At 61.5% G+C, this 20,313-nt stretch carries 17 protein-coding genes and 2 tRNA genes; 9 read left to right on the top strand and 10 right to left on the bottom strand.

Annotated features, from left to right (window positions below; genetic code table 11):
• Nucleotides 1–95: 95 nt before the first annotated feature.
• The 4 genes from ACWGXF_RS16795 to ACWGXF_RS16780 all read right to left on the bottom strand — a co-directional run bounded on the left by ACWGXF_RS16795 (nt 96) and on the right by ACWGXF_RS16780 (nt 4,819).
• The gene (locus ACWGXF_RS16795; protein WP_256628462.1) at nt 96–977 is read right to left on the bottom strand and encodes an ABC transporter permease subunit; all 882 of its coding nucleotides are present in this window, start codon (nt 975–977) and stop codon (nt 96–98) included.
• On the bottom strand, nt 970–1,758 hold the full coding sequence (locus tag ACWGXF_RS16790; protein ID WP_034355629.1) for a taurine ABC transporter ATP-binding protein: 789 nt from the start codon (nt 1,756–1,758) through the stop codon (nt 970–972). Before ACWGXF_RS16790 ends, ACWGXF_RS16795 begins: the two co-directional genes overlap by 8 nt.
• A gap of 66 nt (nt 1,759–1,824) precedes the next feature.
• Nucleotides 1,825–2,832 (bottom strand): taurine ABC transporter substrate-binding protein, encoded by a 1,008-nt coding sequence (gene tauA / locus ACWGXF_RS16785; RefSeq protein ID WP_039049715.1) that lies wholly within the window; start codon nt 2,830–2,832, stop codon nt 1,825–1,827.
• 565 nt (nt 2,833–3,397) lie between these two features.
• Nucleotides 3,398–4,819: an NAD(P)/FAD-dependent oxidoreductase gene (locus ACWGXF_RS16780; protein ID WP_452102142.1), complete on the bottom strand. Its 1,422-nt coding sequence runs from the start codon at nt 4,817–4,819 to the stop codon at nt 3,398–3,400.
• A 755-nt stretch (nt 4,820–5,574) separates the two neighbouring features.
• Here ACWGXF_RS16780 and ACWGXF_RS16775 point away from each other — a divergent pair.
• Nucleotides 5,575–5,973, top strand: a complete 399-nt coding sequence (locus ACWGXF_RS16775; RefSeq protein WP_012839588.1) for a nuclear transport factor 2 family protein — start codon at nt 5,575–5,577, stop codon at nt 5,971–5,973.
• A 189-nt stretch (nt 5,974–6,162) separates the two neighbouring features.
• On the top strand, nt 6,163–7,599 hold the full coding sequence (locus ACWGXF_RS16770; RefSeq protein WP_452102141.1) for an amino acid permease: 1,437 nt from the start codon (nt 6,163–6,165) through the stop codon (nt 7,597–7,599).
• Between the two features lie 55 nt (nt 7,600–7,654).
• Here ACWGXF_RS16770 and pdxR read toward each other — a convergent pair whose 3' ends face one another.
• On the bottom strand, nt 7,655–9,178 hold the full coding sequence (pdxR, locus tag ACWGXF_RS16765; RefSeq protein WP_012839586.1) for a MocR-like pyridoxine biosynthesis transcription factor PdxR: 1,524 nt from the start codon (nt 9,176–9,178) through the stop codon (nt 7,655–7,657).
• Nucleotides 9,179–9,455: 277 nt separating this feature from the next.
• Here pdxR and ACWGXF_RS16760 point away from each other — a divergent pair.
• From ACWGXF_RS16760 to greB, 3 genes are all read left to right on the top strand, one after another.
• Nucleotides 9,456–9,532 (top strand) — tRNA-Arg (locus ACWGXF_RS16760).
• A gap of 147 nt (nt 9,533–9,679) precedes the next feature.
• Nucleotides 9,680–9,756, top strand: a tRNA-Arg gene (locus ACWGXF_RS16755).
• Between the two features lie 101 nt (nt 9,757–9,857).
• Nucleotides 9,858–10,424 carry a transcription elongation factor GreB gene (gene greB, locus ACWGXF_RS16750; protein WP_041744644.1) on the top strand — a complete coding sequence of 189 codons (567 nt, stop codon included), beginning with the start codon at nt 9,858–9,860 and terminating at the stop codon, nt 10,422–10,424.
• Nucleotides 10,425–10,555: 131 nt separating this feature from the next.
• Here greB and ACWGXF_RS16745 read toward each other — a convergent pair whose 3' ends face one another.
• The 5 genes from ACWGXF_RS16745 to ACWGXF_RS16725 all read right to left on the bottom strand — a co-directional run bounded on the left by ACWGXF_RS16745 (nt 10,556) and on the right by ACWGXF_RS16725 (nt 16,177).
• Nucleotides 10,556–11,890: a lytic murein transglycosylase gene (locus ACWGXF_RS16745; protein ID WP_452102140.1), complete on the bottom strand. Its 1,335-nt coding sequence runs from the start codon at nt 11,888–11,890 to the stop codon at nt 10,556–10,558.
• Between the two features lie 120 nt (nt 11,891–12,010).
• Nucleotides 12,011–14,266, bottom strand: a complete 2,256-nt coding sequence (locus ACWGXF_RS16740) for a RelA/SpoT family protein (protein WP_034377764.1) — start codon at nt 14,264–14,266, stop codon at nt 12,011–12,013.
• Nucleotides 14,267–14,370: 104 nt separating this feature from the next.
• Nucleotides 14,371–14,574, bottom strand: a complete 204-nt coding sequence (gene rpoZ, locus ACWGXF_RS16735) for a DNA-directed RNA polymerase subunit omega (protein ID WP_003052081.1) — start codon at nt 14,572–14,574, stop codon at nt 14,371–14,373.
• 18 nt (nt 14,575–14,592) lie between these two features.
• Complete coding sequence (gmk, locus tag ACWGXF_RS16730; RefSeq protein WP_003062692.1) at nt 14,593–15,222, bottom strand: guanylate kinase; 630 nt, start codon at nt 15,220–15,222, stop codon at nt 14,593–14,595.
• 61 nt (nt 15,223–15,283) lie between these two features.
• Nucleotides 15,284–16,177 (bottom strand): YicC/YloC family endoribonuclease, encoded by an 894-nt coding sequence (locus tag ACWGXF_RS16725; RefSeq protein WP_087866216.1) that lies wholly within the window; start codon nt 16,175–16,177, stop codon nt 15,284–15,286.
• A gap of 89 nt (nt 16,178–16,266) precedes the next feature.
• Here ACWGXF_RS16725 and ACWGXF_RS16720 point away from each other — a divergent pair, with 89 nt between their 5' ends.
• The 4 genes from ACWGXF_RS16720 (at nt 16,267) to hemW (ending at nt 20,313) form a co-directional block, all read left to right on the top strand.
• The gene (locus ACWGXF_RS16720; protein WP_034358139.1) at nt 16,267–17,298 is read left to right on the top strand and encodes a serine/threonine protein kinase; all 1,032 of its coding nucleotides are present in this window, start codon (nt 16,267–16,269) and stop codon (nt 17,296–17,298) included.
• Nucleotides 17,295–18,200, top strand: coding sequence for a PP2C family protein-serine/threonine phosphatase (locus ACWGXF_RS16715; RefSeq protein WP_012839581.1), 906 nt, complete (start codon nt 17,295–17,297; stop codon nt 18,198–18,200). The genes ACWGXF_RS16720 and ACWGXF_RS16715 overlap by 4 nt, the downstream gene beginning before the upstream one ends.
• A gap of 93 nt (nt 18,201–18,293) precedes the next feature.
• Nucleotides 18,294–18,893, top strand: a complete 600-nt coding sequence (locus ACWGXF_RS16710) for a non-canonical purine NTP pyrophosphatase (protein ID WP_039049721.1) — start codon at nt 18,294–18,296, stop codon at nt 18,891–18,893.
• Between the two features lie 190 nt (nt 18,894–19,083).
• Nucleotides 19,084–20,313: a radical SAM family heme chaperone HemW gene (gene hemW / locus ACWGXF_RS16705; RefSeq protein ID WP_012839580.1), complete on the top strand. Its 1,230-nt coding sequence runs from the start codon at nt 19,084–19,086 to the stop codon at nt 20,311–20,313.

The raw sequence follows: 20,313 nt of genomic DNA, 5'->3' as shown, positions 1-20,313 counted from the left end.
CCAGCCGAAACAACGGAACACAGAAAAGCGGGAAGGCGCAATGCCTGCCCGCTGTCTGCTTGCCGGAGCCATCCCCGCGGGGGAATCGGCAGCACTTACATGCGTCCCTTCCAGGGAACCAGGCGCTTTTCGACCCAGCGCATGAACAGGTCGAAGACATAGGCGATCACACCGATGACGATGATGCCCATGATCACGATGTCCGTGCGCAGGAAGTTCGAGGCGTTGAGCACCATCTGACCCAGACCCACGTTCGCCGCCACCATTTCGGCGGCAACCAGAGTCGTCCAGCCAAAGCCGATGGCAATGCGCATGCCCACCAGAATGTCGGGCAGGGCCGCCGGCAAGATCACATGGCGAATCACCTGGAAGTAGCTCGCTCCCATCGAATAGGCGGCGTTGATCTGCTCCTGTGCTGCGCTGCGCATGCCCGAGCGGGCTGCCAGAGCCAGGGGCGCAAAACAGCTCAGGAAGATCAGCAGGATCTTCGGCGTTTCATCGATGCCGAACCAGATGATGATCAGCGGCAGGTAGGCCAGCGGCGGCAGGGGACGGTAGAACTCGATGGGGGGGTCGAAGATGCCGCGTGCAACGCGTGACATTCCCATCGCGATGCCCAGCGGAACGGCAATCATGAAGGCCAGCCAGAACGCCACGGTCACGCGCAGCAGACTTGCCGAGAAATGCTGCCACAGCGGTTTGTCGTTGGCCTGCCCGGTCAGGTATTCATAGAACTGCTGGAACACCGCTTGCGGGCTGGGCAGGAACAAGGGCTTGATCCAGCCGAGATTGGTGGCGGCGAACCACAGTGCCAGCAGCAAGGCCACGGTGACGATGCTGATGCCGAGGCTGGAGCCTTCGCCGGGGGTCTTGAAGCGACTGGTCTTCACCGGTCCCGACGCCTGCGGGACAGTGGTCTTGGGCTGCACGCGCGCTGTCGTGGCGGGCAGATGGTTGATTTGGACTGCTTCAGACATTGGCAGGCTCCCGGTGGTGAATCAGACTCAGAACTTCTTCGCGCATCCTGATGAAGTCGGGGCGCGACTTGACGGCACGCGCATCGCCGGTGCGCAGAAACTCATGGCAGAACGGCATGTCGTCGTAGACATGGGAGATGCGGCCCGGGCTGGGGCTCATGACGATCAGCCGGCTGGCGAGAAACAGCGCCTCCTCCACCGAATGGGTGATGAAGAACACCATCTTGTGGGTGGCATGCCAGACACGCAGCAGGATTTCCTGAACCTGCTCGCGCGTGAAGGCGTCCAGCGCACCCATGGGTTCATCCATCAGCAGCAGTGCAGGATCGTTGGCCAGTGCACGGGCAATGCCGACACGCTGCTGCATGCCACCCGAGAGTTCATAGACGGCACGCCTGGCGTAGTTCTGCAAGCCCACGAGGCCCAGTTTTTCTTCCGCGATCTGTGTGCGCTGCTTCAGATCCATGCCGCGCATGCGCAGTCCCAGCGCGACGTTGTCGATCACATTGAGCCAAGGCATCAGCGCATGCTTTTGAAACACCACCCCTTGGTTGGCTCCGGGGCCCTGAATGGGTTTGCCGTCCAGCAGGATCTGGCCGCTGGAAGGCGCCAGAAAGCCAGCCATGCAGTTGAGCAGTGTTGTCTTGCCGCAGCCCGATGCACCCAGAGCGACCACGAAGTCGCCTTCGTTCATGGTCAGGTTGACGGGCGCCAGGGCTTGCAAGTGTCCGCCCTTGACCTCGTAATTGACGGTCAGGTCACGTATATCCAGAGTCGGCATGACATTGCCCTCCTATGTGAAACAAAGCTGGGAGCCACGACGGGGCTGGCCGTCGTGGGCGGGCAGTCAGCGGCCGAGAGCCTGCTTGACATAGCTGCTGGTCACGTACGCGGCGTAGTCGGGCCTGACCTCCTGGATTCGTCCCTGGGACTTCAGAAACGTTGCGGTATTGGTCATTGCCTTGGCCGCACCGCCTTCCAGCCACTGCACGCCGAGCTGCTCTTCGGCACTGGGGAAGCGGTAAAGCGCCATGGCTGCGGGCACGTCCTTGGGGTCGGCCTTGCTCCATTTGGCAATCGCCTTGATCTCGGGCGAGTCGGGAGTCCACCTGGCCAGGTTGTCGCGCACCTGGGCGCTGGCCCGATTCAGGGCCTTGATGAACGCCACCATGAACTGGGGATTTTCCTGGGCGAACTTGCTGCTCACGGCAATGCCCTCGAAGGTGGGATAGCCCATCTGCGCAATGGAGCCGGAGGTGGCAATCACCTTGCCCTTTTGTTTGACCTTGGCCAGTACCGGATCCCAGACAAAGGTGGCATCGATATCGCCGCGCTCCCATGCCGCAGCAATCTCTGGCGGGCGCATGTTCATGATGTTGACCTTGCGCGCGTCGACGCCTTCCTTGCCCAGGGCAGCGACCAGCTGGTAGTGCGCGGTGGAGACGAACGGCACGCCTATGCGCTTGCCTTCCATGCTCTTGAAATTGCTGATGCCGCCGCCATCGCGTGCCACCAGGGCTTCGGCACCGGCGATATCCGCGGAGATCCAGAGCAGCTTGATGTCCTGCCCCTGGCTGGCCGCAGCGGTCAGCGGGCTGGATCCCACCTCTCCCATCTGCACGTCGCCCGAGGCCATGGCCCGTATCACGTCGCCGCCGCCCGAGAACATGCGCCAGTTGATCTTGTAGCCCGTCTCCTTTTCTACTTCGCCCGACTCCATGACCAGGCGCAGAGGCACCAGCATGTCCTGGTTGGCGAAGGTCACGGTTTTCTGCTGCGCCAGCGCGAAGCCGGTCATGGCCAGTGCTGCTGTTGCGGCACCCGCTTTCAGCACCCATCGTTTTTGCATTTTCATTGCCAATTTCTCCATGGTTAGAGCGATATCGGTTGAAGACTTAGACCAGAGAACCCTTGCTGTGCTCACTCTTGCTGACTTGCTTTCCCATTCCCGCTTCTGGCTGAACCGGTTGAAAGCCGCATCGCGAGGCTCAAAGAGCTTTCTGAGCGGATCGTAGTGAGCAACCTTGCGCAGCCAGTAGGGCCAGTTGATGTGAATCGTTAGGTCCAGTCGCACACGGTCCCGGATGGTGCGCGCAGCATGGGTTGGCGTGCACCGCGACCGTGCATTGCAAAGCCTTGCAGGGCGCGGCTTGCGCGGTATATCTCGGTCCTGGTGAAGGGCGTTTTTGCGGCATCTGCTTGGGCTTAGGTGGTTTCACTGATCGCAGACAGATGAGGGAGGATTGGGCTGTCCGAGAGGCATGAATGCTTGCGCAATATGCGTGCCAGAGAGGCGGTTTTTCCTGTGGCCGGGGCGCCGGGATGTGCGCCGCACCGCATCCGTAGATAGCATGAAAAAAAGCACCTTCCTGGCGGAAGGTGCTCTTCGTTGCGTGAAGCCCGAACGGCTGCTGGCAGGGTCAGTTCTTCTCGTCGTTCATGTGATACCAGTGGTAGAGAAAGCGCTGCCCCATGCGGCGAAATGGTGCAAATGCCTCCGAGCGCACCATATTGAACACATTCGGATATTCGAGCGATGAGTTGTAGATTGGCAACTCGAAGGCCTTGAGGTTCTGGCCTACGATGCGCTGGGCCATGCGCCGGCCCGCATGCGCAGAGAACGACACGCCGTTGCCGCCATAGCCGACCGCATAGAAGACGCTTTCCCTTGGATCGGGCTGGGTGATACGCGGCATCATGTCGTGGCTCACATCGACCCAGCCCCACCAGGAGTAGTCCACCTGGATTCCCTTGAGGGCCGGGAACTTGTGGTGCAGGCCCTCGACCAGCTTGGCCATATGGACCGGATTGGGCGCATCGGCGCCGGTGACGGCGCTGCGGCTGCCGATCTGCACGCGGTTGTCGGGCAGCTTGCGGTAGTAAAAGCGCAGCGTGCGCGTGTCGGTGATGACTTGCGTGGTCTTGAAATTGGTGGCGGCCAGCTCTTCTTCCGTCAAGGGTCTGGTGACCAGCGAGTTCGAGAGAATCGGCATGATCTTGGAGCGCAGACTGCGGTGAAGGCCGTTGCTGGTATAGCCGCCGGTGGCAAAGCCGACGGCGCGTGCCTTGACCGTGCCGCCCGGTGTCTGGAGGTAATGCACGCCGTTGCGTGTCTCCATGCCCAGCACGGGACTGGCGGGATGCACCTTCACTCCCAGCTCGCGGGCCTTGCGCAGATAGCCGAATGCCAGCTTGAGCGGATGCACGCCAATGCCGTCGGGCTCATGCATTGCGCCACGGCAGTCGGCGTCATCGACATAGTCGCGGCGCACCGCATCGACGCTGAGTATGCGGGCGTCGTAGCCGAAGACTTCGCGCATGACGCGGGTCTCGTTGCGCAGAAAATCCATTTTTCTGTCGCGGTGGGCAATATACAAATGCCCTCCCGGTTGCGGCTCGCATTCTGGAAACTCCGCAACCAGTTTCTTGAACGTGTCGAATCCTTCGCGGATCTCCGCATCCAGCTTCAGGGCTGTGTCCTTGCCCCAGCGCTCTATCCACTGCGAGCGATAGAGGCGGCCGCTGGCATTCTGGCCCTGGCCGCCGTTGCGGCTGGTGCAGCCCCAGGCGCTCTGGTTGGCCTCGAGAACCACGGCGCGAATGCCGTGTTCGCGGGCCAGAAACAGCGCAGTGGACAGGCCCGTGAAGCCCGAGCCCACGATGACCACATCGGCTTCCATGTCGCCGCAGACCGGACCATCGTCCTCGGGGGGGCGGCCTGCCGTTCCTACCCAGTAGGTCGGAGCGTAGCCGGCGCCATGTCCGGGGTTTCTTGCCACCAGGGGGTCGTACTGCGGGTCGTATGGATTCAGATGGCTGGGGCGGATGTCCTCGGCTTTCATGGCGGTCGTCTCCTGGTGTGGCTGCGTTTGAAGCGGCGCTCTATTGCTATGGAATTGATGGACGCAAAGTCAATGCAGATGCACTGCTTGCGATGTCCAGAGCAGCATAGCCAGCCCCTTGTGCAGCTGGTTAGGGCCACGGCACAGGTTTTGATGGAGCCAGCGCGCAAGCCTGGCCATCCGAATCTCGGGATTGCCGCAGACGGGCGGCAGCGAGTCTCCTGCAAACCGGGCGACCCACCGAGTCGCGCTCGCCGGGCGGGGCTGCGCGCCGGCCTGCTTCAGATCGGCATGACACAGGCTGTGTCAGCCGCAACCTCAGGGGGATGCATTGGAGTCCACTGCCACCTGTGCAGACAGCGGGCGTGGCCGTGAACTGCCCCTGCGCCTGTGGCGGCGATGACCGCATTGAGCGTGTTGATGTTCTCCTATCGTTTTCACCTAAATGAAGCGGCAGAAGAGGCATTTGCCGGCGGGCTTCGGTCTGCATCCGCAAGAGCCGGGGCAGAGCGTCGCGCTCAGAGGAGAAGCGGACTTTCTCAAGGCATCTTTCGGTGCGCGCCGCCGTCATCTCGCGAGGGATCACTGTCTTGCGCGGCAAGGCCTTGGACTTAACGATTGCCGGCAACTGGCCCTACGAAATAGAGCCAGTGCTACCTACCATGAGCCATCGGAATTTCAGGCATTTTTCGATAGAAAGGGGGGCGCTTTTGCAATGGTCGCCCCCCATGACATGACAGCAATCTGGAGAGCATATGAGCAAGCAAGAATCCCAACCCGATGTCCAGTTTCTGGCGCGTTTCTCCGACGCGTGGAATCGCCATGACATTGACGCATTGATGGACTTCATGGCCGACGAGTGCGAGTTTCATGCCGTTGCCGGCCCTGATCTGATGGGACGCAGCTTCGTGGGGCGTGAAGCCGTGCGTGAGGGCTTTCAGCTGGCCTGGCAGGCATTCCCCGATGCGGCCTGGGTGGATGGAGAGCATTTTGTGCAAGGCACGCGCGGTGTTTCGGAGAGCACCTTCAAGGGCACCAAGGCCGACGGCCTGCGTGTAGAGGCACGCATGGTCGATGTGTTCACCTTCCGCGACGGCAAGATCGCCGTCAAGAACGCCTACCGCAAGGATCGCCCGCCTGTGGCGATTTCCTGACACGAGCCTGGTTTGCGTGCGCGCATTCTTGTCTCGCGGCAAGGGGCGCTGCACGCATGGCTTCGCGCAACAATTTTCAAGCAGATAACTGAACGACCACGGCAACGGCCTGCATGGGCAGCAAGGCACAGCCAGATACATAAAGCCGTGGCGACCGGCATTTCCAGGCCGGCAAGACAGGAGACAAAAATGATTGGAAATCCGCATTCGTCGCCGGACGGGCTGTCGCACAGTCTCAAGCAGCGGCACATGACCATGATTGCCCTGGGCGGCGTCATCGGTGCCGGGCTCTTCGTCGGCAGTGGCGTGGTCATCAAGTCGGCCGGGCCGGCGGCCGTCATCTCTTTTCTGATCACCGGCCTGCTGGTGGTGCTGGTCATGCGCATGCTGGGCGAGATGGCCTGCTCCATGACGGGAGGCTCGTTTTACGAGTACGCCCGGGAAGCCTGGCGCGACCGGCCCGCCGTGGGCCAGCTGGCGGGATTTCTCACGGGCTGGATGTACTGGTATTTCTGGGTCATCGTCGTGGCGATCGAAGCGGTGGCGGGGGCCGAGCTGGTGCGCTACTGGCTGCCCGACGTGCCGGCCTGGAGCATCAGCCTGGTCCTGCTGATCATGATGACGCTGACCAATCTGGTCTCGGTCAAATCCTTTGGCGAGTGCGAGTTCTGGCTGGCATCCGTGAAGGTGGCCGCCATCGTGGTGTTTCTGTTCATCGCCGGCGTCTATGTGCTGGGCCTGACACCAGGCGGCAGCGGAATGCATGTCGCCAATCTGAGCCAGAACGGCGGCTTCATGCCCAACGGCATTGTTCCGGTGCTCACGGGCGCCGTGGCTGCAACCGGCTTCTATTTCGGCGCGGAGATCGTGACGATTGCGGCCGCCGAAACCGCCGAGCCCCAGAAGGCCGTGGCCAAGGCCACGAATTCGGTCATCCTGCGCGTGCTGGTGTTCTATGTGGGATCGGTGCTGCTGGTGGCATGCCTGGTGCCATGGAACTCCACCGGCATGTCCACGCCCTATGTCAGTGCTCTCGATGCCATGGGCGTGCCGGCCGCTGCCCAGATCATGAATGCCGTGGTGCTGACCGCCGTGCTGTCGGCGCTCAACTCCGGGCTTTATGCCTCTTCGCGCATGCTGTTTGCGCTGACGCGACGCGGCGATGCACCCAAGGTGCTGGCCCAGGTCAGCCGCAACGGCGTGCCCGTGTACGCGATTCTGGTGGCCACCTTGTTCGGCTACGGTGCCATCGTCATGTCCTATCTGTCTCCCGACAAGGTGTTCGCCTTTCTCGTGAACTCCTATGGCACCGTGGCCATCTTCGTCTACATCCTGATTGCGATATCCCAGCTGCGCCTGCGCTATCGATTGGAGAACGAGGCTCCGCATCTGCTCAAGGTGCGCATGTGGTTCTTTCCTTATCTGACTTGGCTGGCGATTGCGGGCATGCTGTCCATCGTGGTGGCCATGGGCTTCATTCCCGAACAGCGCACTCCGCTGGCCCTGGGTGTGGCCAGCCTGTGCATCTTGCTGATTGCCTATCGCGTGCGTCAGACGTTGCGGCGCGGAATCAGTCCCGAGGGGCTGCTCGACGAGCTGGCTCCACCCAAGCTGCGCAAGAATTGATGAGAACGACAAAAAAGCCCCGGACCCTGAGTCCGGGGCTTTTTGTTTTGCGCCTTTACATGCAGTGCATGGCTTCTGCCAGGGCCTTGATGCCGTGGGCGATTTGTCCCGCGGGAATGGACTGATAGCCCAGGCGTATGAAGTTGCCCGTGTTGCGAGGGGAGGTGAAGAACACATCGCCGGGCTCGATCAGCACTCCATGCTCGGCGGCCTGGCGTGCCAGTGCCTGCGCGGGCACATGGTCGGGCAGTTGCACCCAGCACGAGCCGCCGCCGCGTACCGGCGTGATGCGGCATTGGGGCAGGTAGCGAGCCATGGCTGCCGTCAGCTCGGCATGACGCTCTTTCTGGGCCTGGCCGAGGCGGCGCAGCTGGGCCTCGTAGTGGCCCAGCGAGATGAACATGGCCAATGTGCGCTGGATGAAGGTGGAAGGATGGCGGATCATCAGACGGCGCAGCGCGCGCAGCTCCTTGATCAGCTCGGGCGGAGCCACGATATAGCCCACGCGAAGGCCGGGTGCCAGGCTCTTGGAGAGGCTGCCGATATAGATCACGCGGTTGTTGCGGTCCAGGCTTTTGAGTGCCGGGATGGGCTGTTCGTCGAAGCTGCTTTCGCTTTCGTAGTCGTCCTCGATGATGATGAGGTCGTGCTTCTGTGCGGCCTCGAGCAAGGCTTCGCGCCGCTCCAGCGGCATGGTGACGCCCGTGGGGCACTGATGGCTGGGCGTGACGTAGAGGTACTCGAGCTTGCGCATGGCATTGACGATAGGCAGTCCATCGCCATCCACGCCAATGGGGATGACCTGCGAGGTGCGGCTGCTGAAGATATTGCGCGCATCGGGGTAGCAGGGGTTTTCGATGCCGATGGAGGTGCCCTCGCGCATCAGCAAATCGGCCACCATGTACAGCGCATGCTGGGCGCCGACCGTGATGATGATTTCGTCGGGTGACGCCCAGACGCCGCGGCGCGGCAGGATCTTGGTCTGCACCTGCTGGATGAGGCTGTCGTCGTCGCGGGTGATGTGATCGGGCGCCCACATGCGGATGTCCACCACGCCCAGGGACTTGAGGCAGCATTCGCGCCAGGCGGCCGTGGGAAACAGCTCCTTGTCGAACTGGCCGTAGAGAAACGGATAGGGGAACCGCTGCCAGTCGTCTTCCTTCACGATGCTGCGCTGCAGGCTGGGGCGCAGCCACAGGCGGCGCGACCAGTCCGTGTGCGCCTCGGCGTCCGTGCTCCTGCCGCTGCCCGGCGTGCGCTCGGCCGTGCGGCCCTGCAGCACATCGGGGTGTATGAAATGGCCTTTTCTCTCGCGGCTCAGCAAGAAGGCCTCTTCGGTCAGCTGCTGGTAGGCCATGACCACGGTGATGCGACCCACGCCGAGCAGCTTGGCCAGTTCCCGGCTCGAGGGGATAGCGTCGCCGGGCGCGAGAATGCCGCTGAGGATGGCATCGACCAGCATTTCGCGAATCTGACCCTGAAGGCTTAGAGAGGGCCTGGCGCTGCGGCGAAACAGCTGCTCCCACATGGCCACGGATGGAGGAATCGAAGGCGAGGCCTGTTGTCTGTCTGTCGTCATTGATGGTTCTGAATGCACTGCCGCAGCGTGCGGCGGCCTGGAGCGACCGGCTGCCCTGACGCGCGGGGGCCTGGCTCTTTGGGGTCCATGAACGCGGCATTGCAGAGGCCGCCAGCAGCTTGCTGGCGGACCGGTTTCAACGCTCAAGATTAGCGCATATGCATGTGCTTGGAATCAGGCTTTTCATGTGGTCGCAAGCCTGAAGCAGCGCGCGGGATCTGAAATTCCTGGAGACCTTTTCTGCAGGCTCCAAAAACTGTATATAATTTGAGGCTTAGCGGCTGTAGCTCAGCTGGATAGAGTACTTGGCTACGAACCAAGGGGTCGTGGGTTCGATTCCTGCCAGCCGCACCAAACGACAAGCCTCAGAACTGAAAAGTTCTGAGGCTTTTTCGTTTCTGCCTTGCCTGTGGCGGCAGGACTGCCGGTGCTGGATGTCTTTGAAGAAAAATCCGGGTTTTCACCGAGCGGCTCCAAAATCTGTATATAATTCGAGGCTTAGCGGCTGTAGCTCAGCTGGATAGAGTACTTGGCTACGAACCAAGGGGTCGTGGGTTCGATTCCTGCCAGCCGCACCAAACGACAAGCCTCAGAACTGCAAGGTTCTGAGGTTTTTTCGTTTCCGGGCTTTGACGAGCCATGCTCTGATCAGGCCCGGATCTGTGTGAAGATCGGCCTCATGAGCAAGGCTTTCACCAAAGAATCGGATGGCGACGACGATGACGACGTCGGCGCTCTGCCGCCACTGCCCGTCGGCGGCAAGAACTACATCACGCCCCAGGGCTACCAGCGCATCAAGGACGAGCTGCTGGATCTGATCGACAACGAGCGCCCCAAGATCGTGGAGATCGTGCACTGGGCGGCCAGCAACGGCGACCGTTCCGAGAACGGCGACTATCTCTACGGCAAAAAGCGTCTGCGCGAGATCGACCGCCGCATCCGCTTTCTCACCAAGAGACTGGAGATTGCCGAGGTGGTCGACCCTGCCGTGCATGCGGGCAGCGACCAGGTCTTCTTTGGCGCCACGGTCAGCTATGTCGATGACGAGGGCGTGGAGCGCACCATCACCATCATGGGCATTGACGAGGCGGACAGCGCGCAGAATCAGGTCAGCTGGATTGCCCCGGTTTCGCGTGCGCTGCTCAAGGCGCGCGTGGGCGACGAGGTGGCCTTGCCCACGCCGGCCGGTGTGCGCATGCTGGAGATTCTGGACGTCAGCTATCCTCAGCCCACAACTCGATCCTGATTTCAGGGGCAACAAAAAAGCGCGGCTTCCGTGTGGAAGCCGCGCTTTTATTTTGTGAGCTTCACTCGCTTGATGTTCAATGATTTCAGATAATTTTGGTATTGAAATCGTTGATCAACAAGCGCTAAAAGCTATTGTTTTTGAGATGGGTTGCCAGCCTGCAGGCGTTGCAGCAGCTCCAGCGTGGGGTAGCCGTCTGCCACCAGGCCCTCGCTTTGCTGGTATTGGCGCAGCCCGGCCCGGGTGGCCGGACCCATCACGCCGTCGGCCGCTCCGGTGGCAAAGCCGCGCTGGCTGAGTGCGGTCTGCAGCGCCCGTGTCTGCTCACGTGTGAGTGCGCTGAGATCGCGCGGCCATTCGGCGCTGACACCGCCATTGCCTGCCAGCTGCGATGCGAGCAGGCTCACGGCCAGTGCATAGTTGGTGGAGTTGTTGTAGCGCAGGATGGCGCGGAAGTTGCTGCCCACCATGAAGGCCGGACCACGGGCACCGGCCGGTGCAATGATGCTGGCTCCGGCTATCGCAGGCAAGGCCTGAGCGTTCATGCTTTGCACGCCTTCTGCAGCCCAGGCATTGCTGTTCTGGCGCGTGGAAAGCTCGGTGCGCGCGTAATCGAAATTGGCTGGCAGGCGCACTTCAGCGCCCCAGGGCTCGCCGGGGTTCCAGCCCGAGCTTGCAAGATAGTTGGCCGTGGAAGCGGCCACATCGGCCATGGAGCCCCAGATGTCGCGGCGGCCGTCTCCATCGGCATCCACTGCATATTGCAGGAAGACCGAGGGCAGAAACTGGGTGTTGCCCATGGCACCGGCCCACGAGCTGATCATATGGGCGGCGTCGATGTCGCCGTTGTCGATGATGCGCAGCGCGGCAATCAGCTCCTTCTGCGCCCATTCGGCACGGCGGCCGTCGAAGGCCAGAGTGGCTAGAGCATCCACGGCCGAGAAGCTGCCGAAGTTGCTGCCGTAATTGCTCTCCATGCCCCAGATGGCTGCAATCACGGGCGCCGGCACGCCATATCGCTGGCTGGCCGCTTGCAGACTGGCTGCGTATTCCTGCATCTTGAGCTTGCCGGTCCTGATGCGTTGTGCGGAGACGGCGCTGTCCAGATACTGCCAGGGCGTGCGCGTGAACTCGGGCTGGGAGCGGTCGAGCTTGACGATGCTGGGCTGGAGTCTGGCGCCGGCCAATGCGCTGCGCAGTGTGCGCTCCGAAATGCCTGCTGCGCGTGCGCGTGGGGCGAATTCCTGCTTCCAGTGTGCGAAGTTGCTGGCCTGTATAGGACTTTCCATCGCTGCTTCGTCAGTGCCTTGCTCTGTTTTGGCAGGCTGTGCCGGTTCGGGCACCGCCGCCGCAGGAGGCTCGGACCGGGTGGCGCAGCCTGCGAGCAGGGCTGCTGCGATGGCGGTGATCAGCAACGGCTGACGGACATTCAGAAGCGAAGGTGCGGTTTGGAGCATGAATGCCATTGTCGCTTGCTGCCGTGGCCTGGGGACTGTTGCATGGCGGGATAGCTCTCGCAGAATGCAACAAAATCTTTCGCCCATGAAAAAGGCCGCCCGAGGCGGCCTTGTGGAGCATGGAAGAGGTCAGGCCATGACGCGGCTGGCGCGAATGACCGAGTGCAGGCGGCGCAGATTGCGCAGCGCATTCTCCAGCTGAACGCTGTTCTGCACGGAGATGACAAAGCGCAGGTCGGTGGTGCCGATCGCGGCTTCATCGGTCATCTCGACGCGCACGATATCGGCTTCGGCATTCGATAGCTCGGCCGCCACACGGGCCAGCACGCCCTTGTTGTTTTGCACGGTGACCACGATGCCTGCCTCGAACAGGCGCGTGATGTCGTCGGACCAGTCCACGGTGATGAAACGGTCGGCATCCTTTTCACGCAGCTTGATGGCATTGTTGCAATGGGCGTGGTGCACGACCAGGCCCTGACCGCCCAGGTAACCCAGAATCGGGTCGCCAGGCACGGGGCGGCAGCAGTGCGAGTAATAGACCGAGCTGCTCTCGTCGCCGTTGAGCGTGACCGCACCCTGGAAGGGGCGGTTGTGCGTATTGAAGCGCTCCTGCGTGATGAGCAGGGCATCCGGGCGCACCCCCTGCTTGGTCATGAAGGCGGTCATGCGCGCCGCCACCAGCGAGGCGATGCGGCGGCCCATGCCGATATCGACCATGAGGTCTGCGGGCGTGCGGTTGCCCGTGATGCGCAAGATTTCGTCCCAGACGTTCTTGTTGGCATCGTCCTGAGACGGTACGCTGTCAATGCCTTCGGCACGCAGAGCCTGGGCCAGCAGCGTTTCTCCGAGCTGACCGGCTTCGGTCTGGGCCGCATTCTTGAGGTAGGAGCGAATCTTGGAGCGCGCGCGACCGGTTTTCACAAAACTCAGCCAGGCCGGATTGGGCGTGGAGGTTTCGGAGGTGATGATCTGCACCACATCGCCGCTCTTGAGTTCGGTGCGCAGCGGCACTTCCTCGTCATTGATCTTGGCCGCCGTGGTGCGATGCCCGATCTTGCTGTGGATGGCGTAGGCAAAGTCCACTACCGTGGCACCGCGCGGCATGGCCATGATCTCGCTCTTGGGCGTGAACACGTACACGGCATCGGGGAAGAGATCGACCTTGACGTGATCCCAGAACTCCGCCGCGTCGCGGGTCTCGTTCTGGATGTCGAGCAGGGACTGCAGCCACTGGGTGGACAGATGCTCGGAGTCATGACCTTGCTGCGCCTTGTACAGCCAGTGGGCCGCGACGCCGGCCTCGGCCACGATGTTCATCTCTTCCGTTCTAATCTGGAATTCGATGCTGACGCTGGAGGGACCGACCAGCGTGGTGTGCAGCGACTGGTAGCCATTGCTCTTGGCAATGGCGATGTAGTCCTTGAAGCGGCCCGGCATGGGCTTGTACTTCTGGTGCAGCACGCCCAGGGCGGTGTAGCAGTCCAGCGTCTTGGGGACGATGATGCGAAAGCCGTAGATGTCGGTGACCTTGGCAAAGCTCAGCTGGTTCTTCTGCATGCGCTGGTACAGCGAATACAGCGTGCTCTCGCGGCCCAGCAGGCGAACCGACAGGCTGTGCGTGGCAAAAGCGGTGCTGACTTCATCCTGCACGCGATGGACCAGGTCACGGCGGCGTGTACGCGAGCGACCGATGGCTTTTTCCAGCGTGGCATAGCGCCAGGGGTGCAGATGCTTGAACGACAGGTCCTGCAGCTCGCGATAGGTCTGGTTCAGACCCAGGCGGTGAGCGATGGGGGCGTAGATCTCCAGCGTTTCGGACGAGATGCGGCCCCACTTGCTGCGCGGCATGTCGCTCATGGTGCGCATATTGTGGGTGCGGTCGGCCAGCTTGATCAGGATGACGCGCACATCGCGCGCCATGGCCAGCAGCATCTTGCGAAAGGACTCGGCCTGGTTTTCCTCGCGGGTATTGAACTGCAGCTTGTCCAGCTTGGTCAGCCCGTCCACCAGTTCGGCCACATCCTCGCCAAAGCGTTCCTTCAGGTCCAGCTTGGTGATGCCGCAATCCTCCATGGAGTCATGCAGCAGGGCCGCCATCAGGGCAGGGGCATCGAGCTTCCAGTTGGCGCAGATTCCCGTGACCGCGATGGGGTGGGTGATATAGGGGTCTCCACTGCTGCGCCACTGATCGGTATGTGCTTGATCTGCGTAGATATACGCTTGGCGCACGCGCTCGGCGCTGTCGGCATCCAGATAGCCGAGATGCTCCATCAAGCCCTCAAAAGCAGCAGCCGACACACGTGCAGCCTGATCAGCGGGCATGCGCTGAGGCTTGGCCGGTGCCGTAGAGGAAGGAGCAATCGTCGAGTTCTGGGCCGCTGTCATATTCCTTAAATGTAGCCTGCAAGTATGGAGTGCAAGCTGCTAGGCACAAAAAAGCACCGACGAGCGGTGCTTAATTGTCTATTTTGGTGCTGCGATGCAACAGCTCAACCCGGCACCTTCTTCAGCATTTCCAGGCCTACCTTGCCGTCTGCGATTTCACGCAGGGCTGTGACGCTGGCCTTATTCTTGGTTTCAATCTTGGGGGTATGGCCTTGATTGAGCATGCGGGCGCGATAAGTCGCGGCCAAAACGAGCTGGAAGCGGTTGGGGATCTGCTCCAGGCTATCTTCAACAGTAATGCGTGCCATCAGGAACTCCGGGAACGGTCAGTTGGATTCAGGGATATTGAGCGACTCGAAGGTGTCGGCGCGAAGGCGCCGCTGGGCCGCATATTTGAGGCGTTGCGCGTGAATGATCGCCTTGAGATCAAAGAGCGCACTCTCAAACAGTTCGTTGATTATAACGAAGTCGAATTTTGCGACCTGCGCCATTTCCTCTTCGGCGTTCTTCAGGCGCAACTCGATGACTTCGGGAGCGTCCTCGCCACGGTTTTCCAGGCGGGCCCGCAACTCGTCCCAGCTGGGCGGCAGGATGAAGATCAGCACGGCATTGGGAAATGCCCGTTTGACCTGCAATGCGCCCTGGTAGTCGATTTCGAGGAGCACATCGGTGCCGCTCTGGATGCGCTCTTCCAGAGACCTCTTGGCCGTGCCGTAGCGGCGGCTGTGCACATTGGCCCATTCCACAAAGCCGTTGTTGGCGACCATTGCGTCGAATTCGGCGTCCGAGACGAAGTAATACTCACGGCCATGTTTTTCCTGGCCGCGCGGCGCGCGCGTGGTGTGAGAGACGGAGGGGTAGACGCGTGCGTCGAATTCACGCAGGGCGCGTACCAGAGAGGATTTGCCGGCACCGCTGGGTGCCGACACGACAAATAGATTTCCGGGATGGTCCATGACTTTGGGCATGACTTTGGGCATGAATCGAGCGTACGGGGTAGGTACGCCCAGGGCTTGCTTACTCGATGTTCTGCACTTGTTCGCGCATTTGCTCGATCAGCACCTTCATGTCGACGCTGATGCGGGTCAGCTCCAGCGTGGCTGATTTGGAGCCGAGGGTGTTGGCTTCACGGTGCAATTCCTGGATCAGGAAGTCCAGACGCTTGCCGATGTCGCCACCCTTTTTGAGCAGGCGCTCGATTTCGTCGAGGTGAGAGCCCAGGCGCGTGACTTCTTCAGCCACGTCGATGCGGATGGCAAAGGCCGTGGCTTCGGCCAGGGCGCGGTCCTGGGCGGCTTCGGGTGCAACCGAGCCTTCGCCGAGGGCCATGGCCTCCTTCCAGCGCTCCAGGAACTTCTGGCGCTGCTGCTCCACCAACTGCGGCACCAGCGGCGTGGCGGTCTTGGCCAGTTCGCGCAGTTGCTTGATGCGGTCGAGCAGCATGTCGGCCAGGCGCTCGCCCTCACGGGCGCGAGCCGCGAGCAGCTCGGTGACGGCCTGTTCGGCCAGGGCCGGAGCGATTTCGCTCCAGTCCGTGGTGGCGGTGGCGGTGCCGCTGCACAGGCGCAGCACATCGGCCATGGAAAGGTCGCGTGCCTTGGGCAGCCAGGCCTGAACCGAGTCCTGCAGGGTCACCAGGCGTTGCAGCTGGGTGGCTGAGGGAATGGGCAGGGATTGGTTGCTGGAGACGTCGATGGCGGCTCGTACTTCCACCTTGCCGCGCTTGAGGCGCGCGGTGAGCAAGGTGCGCAGGGCCGGTTCAAGGGCGCGCAGTTCGTCGGGAAGGCGGAAGGACAAATCCAGAAAGCGGCTATTGACCGCGCGGATCTCAAGGCCCAGACGGCTGTTGGACTGGGACTCTTGACCACCCTCAACGGATGCGCTGTGCTGGGCACTGGCGTATCCGGTCATGCTGTAAACTGGCATTGGACTTTTGATGGATGCTTGCAATTTCCCGATTATCCGGGTTTCGTATCATCCTTGAGGTTTACCGGTAAAAAATGTCTACAAAAACCAAGCCAGCCCCCCTACCGTCGGGCAGCACAATAGGCGGATACCGGGTGGTGCGCAGGATTTCCTCGGGGGGGTTCGGGATTGTCTACCTGGCTCTGGACGCCGATGGCCAGCAGGTAGCGATCAAGGAGTACCTGCCGGCTTCGCTTGCCACTCGGGCGCCTGCCGAACTGCAGCCCATGGTGGCGCCAGAAAAACTGTCCCTCTATCGCCTCGGGCTCAAGAGCTTTTTCGAGGAAGGGCGCTCGCTGGCGCAGATTTCCCACGCCTCCGTGGTAAGCGTGCTGAATTTCTTTCGCGAAAACGAAACCGTCTACATGGTGATGAACTACCTGGAAGGGGCGACCCTGCAGGAGTTCATCGTCACGGCGCGCGAGCTCAAGGCCGACAAGGTGTTCAGGGAGTCGACCATCCGCTCTCTGTTTGACGAGGTGCTGCGCGGCCTGCGCATCGTGCATCAGCACAAGATGCTGCATCTGGACATCAAGCCCGCCAATATCTTCATCACCAATGACGACAAGGCCGTGTTGATCGATTTCGGCGCCGCGCGCGAAGTGCTGTCCAAGGAGGGCAACTTCATTCGTCCCATGTACACGCCGGGCTTTGCTGCCCCTGAGATGTACCGGCGCGATTCCCAGCTGGGTCCTTGGACCGATATTTACGCCATTGGCGCCTGCATCTATGCCTGCATGCAGGGCATACCGCCCAATGAAGCTCCGCAGCGTCAGGACAAGGACCGACTGGCCCTTGCCTTGAACAAGCTGCGCGGCGTGTATTCGGACAATCTGATCGAGGTGGTGGAGTGGTGCATGGCCATGGATCCGCTCTCGCGCCCGCAGTCGGTGTTTGCCCTGCAAAAAGAGCTGAGCCGCGAAGGCGAGCGTCGCTATACCAAGCTCAGCATGCAGGAGCGCATGCGCATGCAGTTTGACAACATGGTGCATGACGCCAGGAAGAATCTTCAGAAACTCGGCGGCTCCGAACGTGGAGCGGTGACCGACAGCAATCGCAAACCATGAAATTTTCCGTCTTCCAGCTCAGCCGCCGTGGAGGCCGTGCCCTCAACGAAGACCGCATGGGCTACTGCTACACGCGAGAGGCGGCATTGTTCGTGCTGGCGGACGGCATGGGTGGGCATCCGGACGGCGAAGTGGCCGCACAGATAGCATTGCAGGTGGTTTCCACGCTTTTTCAGCAAAAGGCCAAGCCCATGCTGGAAGAGCCTGCCCTGTTTCTGGAAGAGGCGTTGCTGCAGGCCCATCGCCAGATACTGCGTTATGCCAGCACCAAGGGCATGATGGACACGCCGCGCACCACGCTGGTGGCGGCCGTGCTGCAGGACGGCAAGGTGACCTGGATACACTGCGGCGACTCGCGTCTGTACTGGGTGCGCGACGGGCAGCTCGTGGAGCGAACACGTGATCATTCGTACAGCGAGATGCGCAAGGTCTCCGGTGCGCTGGCGCCGGCCAACCGCAATGTGCTGTTCACCTGCCTGGGCTCGCCTTCCAAGCCCATCTTCGATGTGAGCGAGACAAGGCGGCTTGAGGAGGGCGATCAGCTGATGCTGTGCTCCGATGGCCTCTGGGGGGCGGTGCCGACGCCGGAAATTCTCCAGATCATGAACGGCAAGGCCGTGGCCCACTTTGTGCCCATGCTGGTCGATACGGCGCTCAAGCGAGCCGGGGACGGCAGCGACAATGTCACCGTGCTGGCACTGGTATGGGAAACACCGAATAATTTCGAGCCGTCTTCCATTTCCACACAGGAAATCGAGGATCAGGGCTTCGAGTCCACGATACAGGTGGGGCCGATCGAAGACTGCGAGGATGAGCTCGACGACGAGGCCATCGAGCGATCGATTGCCGAAATCAACGAGGCCATACGCCGTTCGGCACAGCGCCAGAAAGCCAAGACCTGAACACGGTTGCACGCTGCAATAGGCGCTGGCTTGAAACTACTGAATCAATAGCTGATTGCGTAAGCGCCATAAGCGCTTCCATGGATTTTTATTATGAAAATTGTGCTGGCATCCAACAACCGCGGAAAGCTCGCCGAGTTGCAAGCCATGTTTGCCCCGCTGGGCGTGGAGCTGATTCGTCAGGGCGAGCTGTTCGAGGGAGAAGCTCCCGAGCCCTATGGCACCTTTGTAGAGAATGCGCTGTCCAAGGCGCGCTTTGCGGCCGAGAAGACCGGCTTGCCCGCCATTGCCGATGATGCCGGCATGTGTGTGGATCATTTTGGCGGTCTGCCCGGTGTGGACACGGCCTACTATTGCACTCAGTTCGGCTACGAGAAAAGCGACGACAACAATGTGCGCGCGCTGCTCGAGCAGATGCAGGGTGTGACCAACCGCCGTGCCGCCATGGTCAGCACCCTGGTGGGCGTGCGCTCGCCCAAGGACCCCGAGCCGCTGATTGCCGTAGGACGCGTGCAGGCTCTGCTCACGACCGAGCGCCGTGGCAGCAATGGCTTTGGCTTTGACCCGGTACTGCTTATTCCCGAGCTGGGCCTGACCTTTGCCGAGATGGAGCCCGAGCTCAAGCATGCGCACAGCCATCGTGGACTTTCTTCGCGCACCATGATCGAGATGGTGAAAGAGCGCTGGTTATAACCAGCGGTTCCCCCTGAGGCGCTTTGCCTAGGCGGCCCCGCGCCTTCCCCCTCTCTCGCTTCGCGGGATGGGGACGACGGCCTTGCTGCGGGGCGGCGGGGCCGCCTGGGCCCTTGCTTGCTGTCCCATGGTTGGGGTGTGCTAGTTTTAGTGGCGTCGGTTTTGTTTGCGCTAGAAAAGCATATTTCCCATGATTCCCATTCAGCATCAAACAGAGACCGCCGAAGCGGCGGTGCAGCGCGATATTCAGCATTACATGCGGCCCGGTACGCTGCAGCTGGGTAGCCTGCCGCCGCTGTCTCTGTATGTGCACCTGCCCTGGTGTCTCAAGAAATGCCCGTATTGCGACTTCAACTCGCATGCCTGGGCCAAGGGAGATGCGCTGCCCGAGGATCGCTACATCGATGCTTTGATGGCCGATCTGGAGTCTGCGCTGCCGCTGATCTGGGGGCGCACGGTGCACAGCGTCTTCATGGGCGGGGGCACGCCCAGCCTGTTTTCTCCCGAATCCATGGACAAGCTGATTGCCGGTCTGCGCGCGCGTCTGCGTATGGAGCCCGATTGCGAGATCACCATGGAAGCCAACCCTGGCACCTTCGAGAAGGACCGTTTCAAGGCCTTCCGTGCGGCTGGCGTGAACCGCCTGTCAATCGGGGTGCAGAGCTTTGACGACCGCTATCTGCAGGCTGTCGGCCGTGTGCATGATGCGGCGCAGGCCCAGGCTGCGGTGCGCGAGGCGGCGGACAATTTCGAGACCTTCAATATCGATCTCATGTATGCGTTGCCCGGCCAGAGCATGGTCGATCTGCAGCGCGATGTGGACACGGCACTGTCGTTTGCACCGCCACATCTGTCGATTTATCACCTGACCATCGAGCCCAACACTTATTTCGCCAAATATCCGCCCGTGGTGCCGGAGGACGATACGGCCTATGAGATGCTGGACCTGATCACGGCCAGCACCAGGGCCGCGGGCATGCAGCGCTATGAGGTCTCGGCCTATGCCAAGGACGGCCATCAGTGCTTTCACAACAGCAACTACTGGCAGTTCGGCGACTATCTGGGCATTGGCGCCGGTGCGCACAGCAAGCTGAGCTTTGCCCATCGCATCGTGCGTCAGGTGCGTTTCCGCGATCCGGCCCGCTATATGGACATGGCACTGGCCGGCACGCCGCTGGCACAGGACAATGAGGTCAAGCGCGCCGATCTGCCGTTCGAATACATGCTCAACGCGCTGCGCCTGCGCGGCGGCTTTGCCTTGCAGGAGTTCATGGAGCGCACGGGCCTGCCCATGTCGGCCATTGCCAAGGGGCTCGATCAGGCCCAGGCCAAGGGCCTGATCAGCCGCGATCTGGGCCGCGTGGTGCCCACCGAACGCGGCTTTGACTTTCTGAGCGACCTGCAGGAAATGTTCCTGTAA

The organism is Comamonas sp. HJ-2, assembly GCF_053615495.1.
The sequence above is the reverse complement of the archived record's forward strand: the minus strand, read 5'-3'. Positions and strand labels throughout refer to the sequence as shown.

Excerpts from the sequence above, each read along its gene's own strand:
- ACWGXF_RS16795 (WP_256628462.1), bottom strand. The coding sequence starts at position 977 with ATGTCTGAAGCAGTCCAAATCAACCATCTGCCCGCCACGACAGCGCGC.
- ACWGXF_RS16790 (WP_034355629.1), bottom strand. The coding sequence starts at position 1,758 with ATGCCGACTCTGGATATACGTGACCTGACCGTCAATTACGAGGTCAAG.
- tauA (WP_039049715.1), bottom strand. The coding sequence starts at position 2,832 with ATGAAAATGCAAAAACGATGGGTGCTGAAAGCGGGTGCCGCAACAGCA.
- ACWGXF_RS16780 (WP_452102142.1), bottom strand. The coding sequence starts at position 4,819 with ATGAAAGCCGAGGACATCCGCCCCAGCCATCTGAATCCATACGACCCG.
- ACWGXF_RS16775 (WP_012839588.1), top strand. The coding sequence starts at position 5,575 with ATGAGCAAGCAAGAATCCCAACCCGATGTCCAGTTTCTGGCGCGTTTC.
- ACWGXF_RS16770 (WP_452102141.1), top strand. The coding sequence starts at position 6,163 with ATGATTGGAAATCCGCATTCGTCGCCGGACGGGCTGTCGCACAGTCTC.
- pdxR (WP_012839586.1), bottom strand. The coding sequence starts at position 9,178 with ATGACGACAGACAGACAACAGGCCTCGCCTTCGATTCCTCCATCCGTG.
- greB (WP_041744644.1), top strand. The coding sequence starts at position 9,858 with ATGAGCAAGGCTTTCACCAAAGAATCGGATGGCGACGACGATGACGAC.
- ACWGXF_RS16745 (WP_452102140.1), bottom strand. The coding sequence starts at position 11,890 with ATGGCATTCATGCTCCAAACCGCACCTTCGCTTCTGAATGTCCGTCAG.
- ACWGXF_RS16740 (WP_034377764.1), bottom strand. The coding sequence starts at position 14,266 with ATGACAGCGGCCCAGAACTCGACGATTGCTCCTTCCTCTACGGCACCG.
- rpoZ (WP_003052081.1), bottom strand. The coding sequence starts at position 14,574 with ATGGCACGCATTACTGTTGAAGATAGCCTGGAGCAGATCCCCAACCGC.
- gmk (WP_003062692.1), bottom strand. The coding sequence starts at position 15,222 with ATGGACCATCCCGGAAATCTATTTGTCGTGTCGGCACCCAGCGGTGCC.
- ACWGXF_RS16725 (WP_087866216.1), bottom strand. The coding sequence starts at position 16,177 with ATGACCGGATACGCCAGTGCCCAGCACAGCGCATCCGTTGAGGGTGGT.
- ACWGXF_RS16720 (WP_034358139.1), top strand. The coding sequence starts at position 16,267 with ATGTCTACAAAAACCAAGCCAGCCCCCCTACCGTCGGGCAGCACAATA.
- ACWGXF_RS16715 (WP_012839581.1), top strand. The coding sequence starts at position 17,295 with ATGAAATTTTCCGTCTTCCAGCTCAGCCGCCGTGGAGGCCGTGCCCTC.
- ACWGXF_RS16710 (WP_039049721.1), top strand. The coding sequence starts at position 18,294 with ATGAAAATTGTGCTGGCATCCAACAACCGCGGAAAGCTCGCCGAGTTG.
- hemW (WP_012839580.1), top strand. The coding sequence starts at position 19,084 with ATGATTCCCATTCAGCATCAAACAGAGACCGCCGAAGCGGCGGTGCAG.